Genomic DNA, 12603 nt, shown 5'->3' on the forward strand with positions numbered 1-12603 from the left:
ATTTTATCATAGGAGGTTTTTTTACTTAAAGCTAAAGCTTTTTATGCCTACCACCAGCATAGCTGGTGGTTTATTCATGCTAAAGCGCACAATAAAAAACCGGCCATCTTTCGATGCCGGTATTCATCTATAACATTTTTAAATAGAGACAGGTCATATCGTCGACAATTTCCGACTGAACGAATTCTCTAAGTCTATCTATAATCTCCGATAGAGGATGATCTCCAGCCTCGCCGAAAGACTTCCTTAAACCTTCTACCCCGAACTGCTCTCCATTTCTGGAACGGCACTCCGTCATACCGTCGGTGTAAAGGAGAATTTCATCGCCGCGCTGAATATATTCCGAGCGACATTCGTAAAAGCTCGCTTCCACGAGGGGCGTCACGGGAAAGCCCGCATTCAATAAAAGGCGCACATTGCCTTCCCTCTTTATAAGGGGCGGGCAATCGTGGCCGGCGTTTACATAGGTGAGTTTGCGTTTTTTTAGGGAGTACACACCTAAAAACATGGTGAAGTACATGGTGTCCGGTAAATTCAGTTCCTTAAACCGATGGACCAACTCGAGCATAGCCACCGTCGGATCGACGAGAAGCTCCGGCGCCATGTTTCGCATAGTTTGCGAAATAAACACCGTGGTCATGGAGGAAGAAAAGCCGTGACCTACGGCATCGGCAATATAAAACACCACGTGATCGTCGTCGATTTGCATCACGTCGAAAAAATCGCCGCTTAAAAGTTCCGCCGGTCTGAAATAGTAATCCATGCAAAGGGCGCGCATAAAGCCCTTGGGCGGCAAGAGGGAGCGTTGAATGGCCGATGCACTGACCTGCTCTTCCGTAAAGGAGCGGTTTTTTTCCACAAGTTCGAGCTGGAGACGCTTCTCCACACCCTTATCTCTGTAAACTTCTACGGCGCCGACGATCCTTCCCTCGGCGCTGCGGATGGGGTTGGTCTTTACGGAATAATACACATCCCCGACATAAGTTTCTCGTTGAATGGTTTCGCCGCTGGCGAGGCAACGAGCGGTCATTTTAAAGTCGAAGAAGCCGTAATCGTCCGAATCGTAGACATGATACATCTGATCTTCAAGAGCCAGACGCATGGCGTGATTATAATAAACCACCTGGTTGTCCTCATCTACCACTCGAATTAAATCGGAGATCGTATCGAGCAAGGCCATTTCTATGTGATTGTTCAGTAAATTATGTTCAGCCATGCCACCACACCTGCTTTACGGCCTCGGGCCGTAGTATTGATAGTAATCTGTGCGAATGCTTCCGTTAAACAATTTGCGCTTACGATCGGCTCGCTTGCCGAAGCCCTTTTCAAATCCTTCGTCGGCAGTGATAATATATTCACTCCACGTGGGAAGACTCCGTGCCAAATCGCCGAGGGCTCGGTTAATTTCCTTTACCGATTCCCTGTCTTCAATGCGCTTGCCATAAGGCGGATTCGTAATGATGATGCCGTACTCGCCGCCTAAATCTAAATGGGCCACGTCCTTTTCGATTAAACGGACGTCGTCGGCGAGGCCTAAACCGTCAAGATTGATGCGCGTCGCCTCGATGGCCTTGGGGTCGATGTCGAAGCCGTAAATCTCCAGTTCGCTGTCGTAATCGATCATGGCGAAAGCTTCTTTTCGCATTTCCTTCCCTTGGGCGCCTTCTATATTCCAGTATTCGAAATCAAATCGACGATTGAGCCCCGGCGCAATCTTTCTGGCGAGCATAATGGCCTCGATTAAAATCGTGCCACTGCCGCAGAAGGGATCGACGAGCATGCGATCCTTGTTCCAAAAACTGAGTTGGACGAGACCCGACGCCAAAGTTTCCGTAAGGGGCGCCTTTACCGAGCGCTGACGATAACCGCGATCGTGCAAACCGTCTCCGGAAGTATCCAAATAAATCGTGGCCATATCTTCGATAATGCGAATGCCGATACGGTAACGGGCGCCGTTTTTCTCAAACCACTCGGTCTTATAGCGTGTCTGCATCTTGTTGACGATGGCCTTTTCACTGATGCGCTGAATATCCGAAAGGGAAAAGAGCGCCGATTTTTTGCTCTTTGCCTCCGTAATAAAGTTCGCCGTCTTGGGCATAATATCGGGCCAGGGGAGATCGTAGACCCCGTCGAAAAGTTCCGTGAAGGTCGTGGCGCGGAACCGCTTCAGTACCCAATGTACCCTTTCCGCCGTGCGCAGATGTAAATTTAACCGCGCCATATCTTCCATATTCCCCGACATGGAAACCAAACCGTCCGTCACACGAATGTCTTCCAGACCCAAAGCTTGAATTTCTCGCTTTAATACGGCTTCCATGCCGACATTTGCCGTCGCTTCAAAATTAATCATAGACCACCTCTTATTAACAGTATACTAGAATCCGGCGTAAAATACATCGTTAAAGATTTCCGAAACCCTTATTAATTGAGATTATTTTTTAAAATCTGTGATTAATTTTATAATCTGGGTATACTCTTATTGGTAAACAAAACTATGAATATATGGAGGTTAACTTATGTCTTTATTAACTCAAACCGTTAAATCCGGCGATTGGAAAAACGAAAAACACGTCCCCGAAATCGAAGCTAAGCTCGAAGGTGGCGTCGCTAAAGTTAAAGTTTCCGTTGGTTCCGAAATCGAACACCCCAACACACTCGAACACCATATTTCCTGGATCAAAGTTTTCTTCCTTCCCGAAGGCGGCTCCGCTCCTGTAGAAGTGGGAAGCTACGAACTTAACAACCACGGCGAAAGCGATGTCTTCACCGTACCCCACGTTCACACCACCTTCAAAACCGAAAAACCGGGTACCATCTTTGCACTGAGCATGTGCAATATCCACGGTCTTTGGGAAAATGCATTAGAAATTAAATAAGCATTTAAAAAGCACCCCTCGCGGGTGCTTTTTTTGTGCCTTTTTACAGACTGTCCGTATACACGGCGGAGACGCCTTGTTGTAAAAGTTCTTTCGCCCGTTTTTCGTCGTTGATCGTGTGGACGAAGACGGGTTTTTTCGTATTTAAAAGTTCATTCCAGCGTCCCGTCTTGAATTTTTTGTCGGAAATGGTAATGCCGTAAAGGGGATGTCTATTTACAAAATCGATAACCTCGTCTACATTATCTTCCGATTGGTAGAGCGTATAGATAATGTTTTGAAAGCCTAAAGCTCGCGCCTGATCGTATTCGTCTCGGCGATAAATTTGGGGAATAAATCGCCCTCGCATACCGGCATAATGCTCGGCGATATAGCTTAAGAATTCGATATTGTCTTTTTTAATATCCGTAATGATATATACATCGGGATGTTCTTCCATCCAAAGGACGAGATTGTAAAGGTCCAGCTGCTGCCAGCCGTGCTTTTCCTCCATGGCCATAAATTCCTCGTGGGAAATAGGCTCCTTGCCCTTCCCCTCTCTCTCGGGGAAGTAGCGCTCGATAGAACCGTCCCAGCCGTGTAAACCTACGTAATGACCGTCGCTTGTTTTCGAAAAGTCGATTTCCATCATGCGCTTGCCCCGGGCATAGGATTTCTCTACCGCCGTCATCATATTGGTGACCACATTGGTGTCCAGTTCGCCGCCGCCGTGCATTATAGTTTTTTCCTGCGGCAGATCGTCGCTCTTTGTTTCGATCAGATCCATCAAGCGATTATCTCTGAGCAATCGATAGGCATAATCCAAGGTGAGGGTCGCCCGTTGATAAAGGGGCGCCGCTTCCTTCACGGGCCGCTCCTTCCGTGTGTTGCGATCTACAAGTCGCGAATGTTCGAAAATATTATCGCGACTTACTTCGAAAAGGCGGTCTTTCGTAATATAGCTTCCCTTGAGCATATGGGTCTGCGGGAAGACCACATTATTTTCCGTCTCCTTGTCGTCGTTTAAGAGATCGATCCCCATAATGGGCAATTTGCTCCTGTCCCAACCGAGCAAATTAAGTATGGTCGGGTAGAGATCGACTTGACTGCCGATGTTTTCTCTCTGCACATTTTCCTCGAGACCGGGAACGGTAATGACGAGGGGAATGTTCATCATTTCGTCGTAATCTATTTCTCTTCCGAGCCATTTCGTCATGGAGTTGAAATGCTCGGGATTTTTTATGGTCATGGCGTGGTGATCGCCGTAAATGACGATGACGGTATTTTGCAAAATACCGCGAGCCGCCAGGTCTTGGAAAAGTGCCTTTAATGAATCGTCGGTGTAGCGGGCACAATTAGCGTAATTGTAGACGAAATCATCTTCGTCTCCGGGCTTCGGCTCCATAGTTTTTAGATTTTCCGGCATGACGAAGGGCGTGTGGGTCGTAAGGGTTACGGCGAGGGCGAAAAAGTTTCTCCCTTCCCGATTACTCTTCTCCAGGATAGGCGCCATTTGACGGAACAAACTACCGTCGGAAAGGCCCATATTGATGACCTCATCCTGCACTAAATCTTCGCCGAGGTAAATGCCGTTAAAATCCAAGGCCTTATAATGCTTGTCCCGATCGTAAAAACTCCCGCTATTGCCGTGAAACGCCAAGTTGTCGTAGCCGTGACTTTTCGCCACCTGAGGCATGCCGTAAAGTTTCGTATCCTTAAATAAATCGTAAGCCTGTCCTTTCGCCGAAGGATAGATACCGTTCATAGAGACGAATTCCGCATCCGAAGTATTTCCGAGACCTAATAACTCGAAATAGTCATTAAAATAAATCGTTCCCTTTTCCTTAATCAGCTGATTTAAAAAGGGTGTGATCTCCTGGCCATTGTATTCCCTGTTGACGAAAGTATTTTGCAAACTTTCGCACTGGATAAAGAGGACATTCTTTCCCTCGGCGATTCCCGTAAAGCGATTGCTCTTGATCTCGGGATTTTGGTAGTGCTTCTCGATCTTTTTCATGACCACAGGGTCGTAAATCTTTTCCGTATTAATTTTTTGAACCAAACCGCCCGTTAAGACCGTAGAATACATTTCAATCCCTAAGGTTCTTGCGGATGTGGCCACGGGGACGGCGGTAAGAATGGCCATCATCGCCACGGAAAGGATAGCCCGGTTTTTATTAAAGGCCAGGAAATCTCTCCCCTTTACAATACGCCAAAGACCGTAGATCATGAGCCCGAGCATAAAGACGACAAATATGTTTACGTCTTTTAAAATGACGGAAATCACGCCCTTAAGCTCCCCGGCCTGGCCACTCCTCGAGAAAATATCGAAATTTCCGAATTGTTTATAAAAAATCGAAATGCTCGCCTTAAGCAAGGTGGTAAATACCAGCACCACTCCCCGATAGATTTTTGCCGGAAAGAGGAAGTAAAGGAGCCCGTCGAATAAAGTGGTAAGGACGGGACAAAGCACCATAATGTAGACCGGAAGATCCGCAGGTTGGGCTACTTTATATATGAAGGTTGTAAAATAAAATAATAAATTAATGGCCAACAAAAGAAGGAGTGTCGGCTTCATTTTCTTTTTCCACATAGTGGTTCATCTCCTGTTACGGCTGAGCGGCGTGCTAGAAATTATCGTCTTTCTGTGAAGCAAATTTACCTGCTCAGTTTATTTTCTCCTCTATTATACACTCATGAAGAAAAAGATTGAGAGATTTTGATAGATTTTATTAATGGTTCCTTCCATAAAGTACTTTCTATTGACCATATCCTTTAAACTTTTCAATGACTTCGTCCATTTTTTCATCTGAAACATAGTGGATTTTCTTGCCTGTGGAAAGGGCGGTTACATACATAAAGGCGCAAAATTCGATTTCTTGGGCCAAACTGAATGCCTGCTTCAGAGTATCCCCGCCTGCAATAAGTCCGTGATTTGAAAGCATAACCGCTTTGGAATTTCCCATAGCCTCTACTGCCGCCTTTGCCAATTCCTCGGTACCGAAGGTCTCGTAGCGGGCCAAGGGCACGGTAGATGTTCCCGCCGATGCAATTAAATAGCTGATAGCGGGCAGATCTTCTCCGAGAGAAGACACGACGCTTACATAGGGCGAGTGCGTATGGATGAGGACCTGAATCTCCGGGTGGGCGTCGTAAATAGCGCCGTGCATATGCCACTCCGACGACGGCTTCCGGTCCCCTTTAAGAACCTCGCCTTTTGAATTCATAACCACGAGATCTCGCTCTTTTAAAGATTCGTAGGCCATGCCCGAGGGCGTAATCAAAAAGCTGTTCTCGTCGACGCGCACGGAAAGATTTCCCCCGGTACTGAACGTCAGTCCTGCTTCCACCATTTTATTTCCATATTGAATTAACTTTTGTCTGTTGTGAATATCCATAGCTACCTCCAATTCCTACATTATAGCACGGGCCCTCGCCGCATACATCCTCGTGTATAATAGAAGGGGTGATCCTATGAACAATCGCTGGTCGGTCCGAAAGCTCGTGGAATTTACCATGAGAAGTGGCGATATCGACAACGGACTTTTTTCCAATCGTCGCGCACTGGAAGGCATTCGGCTCCATCAGAAATTACAAAATCAATATACGGACGGCTTCGAATCGGAAGTTACGATCTCGGGCGAAGTGGAATACGACGGAACATCTATCTTCTTAGAGGGACGCATCGACGGCGTCGATGATGAACGCCATATTCTCGATGAAATCAAATCTACGATCTATACGAAAGAAGCCATCGACGAAAGGCCCAATGCCCTCCATTGGGCCCAGTTAAAATGCTACGGTTATCTCTACTGTAAAAATCGCGATCTAGACGAAGTGAGCCTCCGCCTAAGCTATATTCGCGTAGAAGACGAGAGCGTGTTTCGCTACGAAAAAATATTTACTCGCGAAGAGCTCACGGAGTTTATGAACGAGGTTATGGAACGGCTCGTAAAAATTCAGAGCCGTTTGGAATCCTTTCAAAGTTTAATGAAAACTTCCGCCGAATCTCTGGCTTTTCCATACGATGATTTTCGTCCCGGACAACGTGAAATGGCGGTTTCGGTGTATAATATGGTACAGGCGAAAGAGACGATCTTCATTCAGGCGCCCACGGGGATCGGCAAGACCCTCGCCACTCTCTTCCCCGCCATTAAAAGCATTGGCAAAGGGATTTCCGAGGAGATCTTTTACGCCACGGGCCGCTCCACGCAAAAAACAATCGCCGTGGAGACCCTAGACTTTTTAAAAGAACAGGGTCTGCGCATGAAGTCCGTGGAACTTGTGGCAAAGGAAAAGGCGTGCCTCAACGACACACTCGACTGCCGTCCGGAAGCCTGTCCCTACGCCAAGGGTCATTACGATCGGCTCCTCGAAGGCATCCTCGCCATCTATGATAATGAAGATATCTTCGACGGCCATACCATTCGCACTTATAGTGAAGAGCATATGCTCTGTCCCTTCGAATTCGGCTTGGATCTCAGTAATTTCGCTCAGGTTCTCGTAGGCGATTACAATTACATCTTCCATCCGAAAACCTATTTGGAGCGGCTTATGGAAGACAGAGATCGCACGAAAGCCACTACCCTTTTAATCGACGAGGCTCATAATCTCATCGATCGCGCTCGAGATATGTACTCCGCCGAGCTTTCCCTAAGTCTTATGGATGAGGTTTCCTTCGAAGATAGGGAAGTAAAAAAGGCGGCCCGGGCTTTTCGAAAAATATTTGAGGAGACTGCGAAGAGTCCGCATCTCGCTATGGCGGATTTACCCGAAATATTTCACGACAGACTCGAGGATTTAGAAGAGGCCATGGCGAGAGTGTTGGCCCGCGCCACGGAAGAGCCTCCGGAAGAATGGATGGAACTTTATTTCGCCATCTTAGACTGGCAAAATCGCGCGCTCTATTATAATGAAAAGCGCTTTACTTACTTCGTGCCCGAAGCCGGGAGCCTATCCATTCTCTGCCTAGATCCCTCCCGGGTCCTATGGGAGCGAAAAAACCTCTTCGGCGGCGTCATTTATTTTTCCGCCACCCTTTCACCCATGAGCTATCACAAAGAAATTTTAGGCGGTGGCGAAGAGGCCCATCACTTAATTCTCCCCTCGCCCTTCGATCCCGATCACTTGCTCGTCCTGCACCCTCCCTCGGTTTCCACTAAATACCGGGACAGAGAGAGAACGCTGCCACTCGTTCGAGATTACCTTCGCGCCTTTACGGAAAGCAGCGAAGGGAATTTCATCCATTTCTTCCCGTCTTACGCCTATAAAGATCAGGTACTTGCGGGAATAAACGATCCTTTTCCCCTGGATCAAGAGAGATCCATGACAGAGAAAGAGCGGCGAGATTTTATCGAGCATTTTTTCAGCGACGAAACCGTCCACGGCTACGCCGTAATGGGCGGCGTCTTTTCCGAGGGGATCGATCTCGTAGGCGACGCCCTTCGCGGCGTAAGCATTTTAACCCTTTCCCTCCCCGGCCTTTCACCGGAGCGCGAACTGATTAAAAATCGATTCAATGAACTGGGAAAAGACGGCTATGCCTACGCCTATATTTATCCGGGCATTACGAAGGTGGTCCAGGCCGCCGGCCGCATTATTCGCACGGACAGCGACAAGGGGCAACTCCTCCTTTTAGATGATCGCTTCGTCCGACAGGACATTCGTGCCCTTCTGCCCCGTGAATGGAACATACAGACCGTTTATTCCCCCGAAGACATGAAAGATAGAATAAAAAACTTTTGGAGGTCCCTATGACTTTGCATATTTGTTTAGTAGAACCTGAAATCCCCCACAACACCGGCGCCATAGCGAGAAGCTGCGGCCTGACGAAGAGTGTGCTGCACTTGGTCCGTCCCCTCGGTTTTTCCACCGACGACAAACACTTAAAGCGCAGCGGGCTGGATTATTGGCATCTCGTGGACATTCGCTACCACGACAGCATCGAAGAAGTCTTTGAAGAATATAAAGATCACCGCTTCTTCTTCGCCAGTACGAAATCGGAAAAGCGCTACTGCGATATTCAGTTTCAAGACGGGGATTTCTTGGTTTTCGGAAAAGAAACAAAGGGGCTTCCCGAAGAACTGATTAAAGAACATTACGATTCCGCCATCCGCATCCCTATGCTGAAAGATTTCGGCAGAAGTTTAAACCTTTCAGTATCCGTCAACATTATTTTATTCGAAGCTCTTCGCCAATTGGATTATCCGGGGATGGCATAATGGCAAATAAAGATTATATTTTAAAAAAACTACAGGAAGCCGATGATTTCCTCTCAGGAGAAGAACTCGCCGAAGACCTTCATATTACCCGGGCCGCCGTATGGCAATCTATACGGGATCTTAGAAAGGCAGGCTATCATATCGAGGCGGTGACCAATCGCGGGTATCGCCTTAATCGAGATTACGAACCTCTCGAAAAAGAAAAAATCGCCTCCGGTCTAATAGATGAACTTAAAGAGATCGAAGTGCTCGTGGAGCAATCCGTCACCTCTACAAATGATGAAATTTTTCGCCGCGACGACGAAAGCCCACTTTCCTCCTTCTCCTTTATGGTGGCGGAGGAGCAGACCGCCGGCAAAGGACGGGTTGGAAAATCCTTCCTCTCTCCCTTCGGTAGCGGACTCTATCTTTCCGCTATCTTGAAGGGGTCGAAAGATTTTTCGCCGGAGCTTTTAACTATAGCCGCCGCCGTCGCCGCACGGGATGCTATAAGCCTTCAAACGCAAAAGCCTATTCTAATTAAATGGGTCAACGATCTTTACTTGGAGCATAAAAAAATCGCCGGCATCTTGACGGAGGCTAATTTCTCGTCCTCTACGCCGCGATATGTGGTGGGCATCGGTATCAATACCGACACCCCTCGGAAAACCTTCGATAAAAAAGAACTTCCCTCCGCCGGCTCCATCGACGAAGGAAAACTTTCGCGTAATCGCTTGGCGGCGGATTTCGTAAATGCCCTTTATAAATGGTGTGCCCGTCCGAAAGAAGAAATTTTAGATGCCTACAGAAAATATAATTTAACCATCGGCAAGACCATCGCCTTTTCGAAGCGGGACATCGAGTACACGGGAAAGGTAAAAACTATCGACGACGACGGCGGCCTCGTCGTGGATGTAAACGGCTCCACTACCACTCTTACGGCCGGTGCTATCTCCATTCGCGGAAACTGGTAAATCTTTTTAGGAAATATCCTTGACAAAGCGTGCCATCGCCCATATAATTATATACTGTAATCCAATGGAGAGATGGTTGAGTTGGTTTAAGGCGCTCGCCTGGAAAGCGGGTATACGTTTATAGCGTATCGGGGGTTCGAATCCCCCTCTCTCCGCCAGTAAAAGTTTGCCATGCTAGATGGGGAAGTAGCGGTACCCTGTAACTTGCAGTCCGCTATAGCAAGATTGAATTCCCGGCATAGCATTTATTTTTTGTAGTCTGCCCGAAACAAGTGATGTTGATGAGCAGGTCCTACGCAATAGACCCTTGCGAACCGTGTCAGGTCTTGACGGAAGCAGCACTAAGTAAGTCAGTCTATGTGACGTAGATTAGCCTTCTCTGAGTTAACTATTTCGGTAACGTATGGAACTTAAATGCAACGCCGGGTGCATGGTTACATATTAAAATTTGAGCGGTATAGCCGCTCTTTTTTTGTGCAAAGAAAAAGGTCTGCGTCCATGACGTAGACCTTTTTACGAACTCTATAATAGTTGCGATCAACAAAAAACCGCAGGCACACAGCCTACGATTTCACGAAATTATTTTCTCTTTACTTCTCCTCGAAGCCAGGGATGATTGTAATAGGTTCTGAAGTATACAGGTTTTTGGAAAATCTCTTCCATGCGCCGCTCCAATTCAAAATCGCGAAGAGTCCAGTAAAACCTTAAATCGCCGATCCCCTCGTCTTTTATTTCCCTCTCCACCCAGAGTGCCAGAGGATCGATGACGGAAATATTTTTTCTCCCGAAGGCCCGCCTAAAATCCTCAGCGCGGTAGCTATAGCCGGGCAAGGCGAGGACGACGCGCTCAGTACCTGCGGGAACTCGGGCCATGTAGCTGTCCAGTATATCCAGAACGAAACTACGCTGAAAGAGGCCGTCTGCAATGGTGAAATTAATGAGAGATGTATCCATTCCCTCTTCCCCCGTATCCAGGAGTAGACCTTCGTGGCCGTTTCCGTTAACGACGCGAAAATAATCCCGTCGCCCCACACTCTTTTCGGGGAGCACGGTGAGGTAGTCTTTTATCTCCATGCGTTCCATCCGCTCTTCCGATTCTTTTAAAAAGTCTTCAACGGAACCTTTAGGATCGTATAAAAGCGTCATATTAAGCGTCGGTCGCATTTTATGAATGGCGCAGGCTACATAAGCGCCGGTAATATCTCGAAAGGCGATGCCCAGTCTATCCATTCCCTTCTCCTGACGTTCTCGTTCTCGTCTTAATCGCTATCTTAAACTTATCTTTCAGTATAGCATATGCAGCGTCTCTCGTTGCGGCACTATCAAAAATTCCGTAAACCGTGGGGCCCGATCCCGTCATATGGGAAAAAACTGCACCTTCACGGTATAAAGCGTCGATCATCTCGTAAATTACATCGTGTTTTTCGGCTACGCCCGCCATGAGATCATTGGATACCGCATCCTTTAACGCCGACAGATTTCCTTCCTTCAGAATACGCACCGTTTCTTCGGCGCTCCCGTCGCCCCTCTCCTTCCACAGGCTATATGCCTCCGGCGTAGACACGGAAAACCCGGGATTCAGAAGAATCAAGGGATGGGACGGAACCTCGATCCCCTTGAGTTCATCGCCTATTCCCCTGCCAATAGCGGGCTTGTTGTAGAAGCAATAGGGAAAATCCGCGCCCAAAAATACGCTCTCCTTCATGAACTCCTCGTCACTTAAAGGCAGGTCGTAGAGGTCTCGCACACCTCTTATAAGAGCGGCGCCGTCCGCCGTTCCTCCGGCGAGGCCTGCCCCCACGGGAATGTTCTTTTCAATGGCGATGGCCACGGGAAGCTTTCCGAAACGTTCTTCTAAATATCGGTGACCTTTCGCCATAAGATCGTCCGCTCCGAAATTCGGTCCCGCAATGGTAAAACGCTCAGATCTTTTGATTGTAATATCATCCCATAGATCGATGGGTAAAAAGACTGTTTCGATCTCGTGGTAGCCGTCATCACGCTTCGACTTGATCCAGAGGCCCACATTGATTTTTGCAAAAGCGCGCATAATTCCTCCCAATAAAAAAGCTCCATTGAAGGAGCTAAATTACGAAATTTTCAAATCGGATGTGTCGACGTCTTCTTCTAAAATGGCAATTTTTACCGTAGAGGTCAAGACATCGCCGTAGGTAAAGGAGATATTTCTATCCGCCAAACCTTCCGATGAAATCGTCACGACAAACAATGAGGGATAAACTGCCTTTAAAATTCCCTTTCGCGTTACGATACGCTTCCTGCCTCTATTGGCCTTTACGATCACGCGCTTGCCGATATGTTCCGACAATTCATTTTTGATCATATCTACTTGTGTCATGTGAACCGCCCTTCTACCCAATTATCCACTTATACAACAAGTATACAACGTCAGAGCATGATTGTCAAGGGAAGTAACGCTATATAATATCGCAAAATCCTATGGCGGTCAAGGGAATAAATCAGAACCACCGGCTTAGCCGGTGGTTTGTTATGCCCCTATAAGGGGCTGTTACCGGCAGCACTCTCGTGCTCTGAGTTTCTTCCTCTTGCAACAAA

The 12603-nt window shown here is 47.5% G+C and carries 11 protein-coding genes, 1 tRNA gene and 1 other RNA gene; 6 read left to right on the forward strand and 7 right to left on the reverse strand.

Features of this window, described 5'->3' with window-relative positions:
* Positions 1-127: 127 nt before the first annotated feature.
* Together PEPTYR26121_RS01000 and PEPTYR26121_RS01005 are read right to left on the reverse strand one after the other, a co-directional pair.
* Positions 128-1216: a PP2C family protein-serine/threonine phosphatase gene (locus PEPTYR26121_RS01000; protein WP_180498359.1), complete on the reverse strand. Its 1089-nt coding sequence runs from the start codon at positions 1214-1216 to the stop codon at positions 128-130.
* A gap of 15 nt (positions 1217-1231) precedes the next feature.
* Entirely contained in the window at positions 1232-2350 is a 1119-nt protein-coding gene (locus tag PEPTYR26121_RS01005; RefSeq protein ID WP_180498361.1) for a THUMP domain-containing class I SAM-dependent RNA methyltransferase, read from the reverse strand.
* A gap of 166 nt (positions 2351-2516) precedes the next feature.
* Between PEPTYR26121_RS01005 and PEPTYR26121_RS01010 the strand changes: the two genes are divergently transcribed.
* Positions 2517-2876, forward strand: a complete 360-nt coding sequence (locus PEPTYR26121_RS01010) for a class II SORL domain-containing protein (protein WP_180498363.1) — start codon at positions 2517-2519, stop codon at positions 2874-2876.
* A 43-nt stretch (positions 2877-2919) separates the two neighbouring features.
* Here PEPTYR26121_RS01010 and PEPTYR26121_RS01015 read toward each other — a convergent pair whose 3' ends face one another.
* Together PEPTYR26121_RS01015 and PEPTYR26121_RS01020 are read right to left on the reverse strand one after the other, a co-directional pair.
* On the reverse strand, positions 2920-5448 hold the full coding sequence (locus PEPTYR26121_RS01015; RefSeq protein WP_180498365.1) for a sulfatase-like hydrolase/transferase: 2529 nt from the start codon (positions 5446-5448) through the stop codon (positions 2920-2922).
* A gap of 166 nt (positions 5449-5614) precedes the next feature.
* A complete protein-coding gene (locus PEPTYR26121_RS01020; protein WP_180498367.1) occupies positions 5615-6253 on the reverse strand; it encodes a class II aldolase/adducin family protein in 639 nt (212 codons plus the stop codon).
* Between the two features lie 76 nt (positions 6254-6329).
* Here PEPTYR26121_RS01020 and PEPTYR26121_RS01025 point away from each other — a divergent pair, with 76 nt between their 5' ends.
* From PEPTYR26121_RS01025 to ffs, 5 genes are all read left to right on the forward strand, one after another.
* Entirely contained in the window at positions 6330-8612 is a 2283-nt protein-coding gene (locus PEPTYR26121_RS01025; protein ID WP_180498369.1) for a helicase C-terminal domain-containing protein, read from the forward strand.
* Positions 8609-9076: a tRNA (cytidine(34)-2'-O)-methyltransferase gene (locus PEPTYR26121_RS01030; protein ID WP_180498371.1), complete on the forward strand. Its 468-nt coding sequence runs from the start codon at positions 8609-8611 to the stop codon at positions 9074-9076. Before PEPTYR26121_RS01025 ends, PEPTYR26121_RS01030 begins: the two co-directional genes overlap by 4 nt.
* On the forward strand, positions 9076-10029 hold the full coding sequence (locus PEPTYR26121_RS01035; protein ID WP_180498373.1) for a biotin--[acetyl-CoA-carboxylase] ligase: 954 nt from the start codon (positions 9076-9078) through the stop codon (positions 10027-10029). The genes PEPTYR26121_RS01030 and PEPTYR26121_RS01035 overlap by 1 nt, the downstream gene beginning before the upstream one ends.
* 66 nt (positions 10030-10095) lie before the next feature.
* Positions 10096-10187: transfer RNA gene (locus PEPTYR26121_RS01040), tRNA-Ser, on the forward strand.
* Between the two features lie 11 nt (positions 10188-10198).
* Positions 10199-10463: signal recognition particle sRNA large type (gene ffs, locus PEPTYR26121_RS01045), an RNA gene on the forward strand.
* Between the two features lie 145 nt (positions 10464-10608).
* Here ffs and PEPTYR26121_RS01050 read toward each other — a convergent pair.
* The 3 genes from PEPTYR26121_RS01050 to PEPTYR26121_RS01060 are packed head-to-tail and all read right to left on the reverse strand — an operon-like array spanning position 10609 to position 12385.
* Positions 10609-11259 (reverse strand): hypothetical protein, encoded by a 651-nt coding sequence (locus PEPTYR26121_RS01050; RefSeq protein WP_180498375.1) that lies wholly within the window; start codon positions 11257-11259, stop codon positions 10609-10611.
* The gene (gene ispE / locus PEPTYR26121_RS01055; protein ID WP_180498377.1) at positions 11252-12079 is read right to left on the reverse strand and encodes a 4-(cytidine 5'-diphospho)-2-C-methyl-D-erythritol kinase; all 828 of its coding nucleotides are present in this window, start codon (positions 12077-12079) and stop codon (positions 11252-11254) included. Before ispE ends, PEPTYR26121_RS01050 begins: the two co-directional genes overlap by 8 nt.
* Before the next feature lie 39 nt (positions 12080-12118).
* Positions 12119-12385: a Veg family protein gene (locus tag PEPTYR26121_RS01060; protein ID WP_180498379.1), complete on the reverse strand. Its 267-nt coding sequence runs from the start codon at positions 12383-12385 to the stop codon at positions 12119-12121.
* Positions 12386-12603: the final 218 nt, after the last annotated feature.

It is taken from the genome of Aedoeadaptatus nemausensis (assembly GCF_903819165.1).
Classification (GTDB): Bacteria; Bacillota; Clostridia; order Tissierellales; family Peptoniphilaceae; genus Aedoeadaptatus; species Aedoeadaptatus nemausensis.

Bases quoted from the DNA above. Each gene is read 5' to 3' on its own strand.
- PEPTYR26121_RS01000 (WP_180498359.1), bottom strand. From the start codon at position 1,216: ATGGCTGAACATAATTTACTGAACAATCACATAGAAATGGCCTTGCTC.
- PEPTYR26121_RS01005 (WP_180498361.1), bottom strand. From the start codon at position 2,350: ATGATTAATTTTGAAGCGACGGCAAATGTCGGCATGGAAGCCGTATTA.
- PEPTYR26121_RS01010 (WP_180498363.1), top strand. From the start codon at position 2,517: ATGTCTTTATTAACTCAAACCGTTAAATCCGGCGATTGGAAAAACGAA.
- PEPTYR26121_RS01015 (WP_180498365.1), bottom strand. From the start codon at position 5,448: ATGTGGAAAAAGAAAATGAAGCCGACACTCCTTCTTTTGTTGGCCATT.
- PEPTYR26121_RS01020 (WP_180498367.1), bottom strand. From the start codon at position 6,253: ATGGATATTCACAACAGACAAAAGTTAATTCAATATGGAAATAAAATG.
- PEPTYR26121_RS01025 (WP_180498369.1), top strand. From the start codon at position 6,330: ATGAACAATCGCTGGTCGGTCCGAAAGCTCGTGGAATTTACCATGAGA.
- PEPTYR26121_RS01030 (WP_180498371.1), top strand. From the start codon at position 8,609: ATGACTTTGCATATTTGTTTAGTAGAACCTGAAATCCCCCACAACACC.
- PEPTYR26121_RS01035 (WP_180498373.1), top strand. From the start codon at position 9,076: ATGGCAAATAAAGATTATATTTTAAAAAAACTACAGGAAGCCGATGAT.
- PEPTYR26121_RS01050 (WP_180498375.1), bottom strand. From the start codon at position 11,259: ATGGATAGACTGGGCATCGCCTTTCGAGATATTACCGGCGCTTATGTA.
- ispE (WP_180498377.1), bottom strand. From the start codon at position 12,079: ATGCGCGCTTTTGCAAAAATCAATGTGGGCCTCTGGATCAAGTCGAAG.
- PEPTYR26121_RS01060 (WP_180498379.1), bottom strand. From the start codon at position 12,385: ATGACACAAGTAGATATGATCAAAAATGAATTGTCGGAACATATCGGC.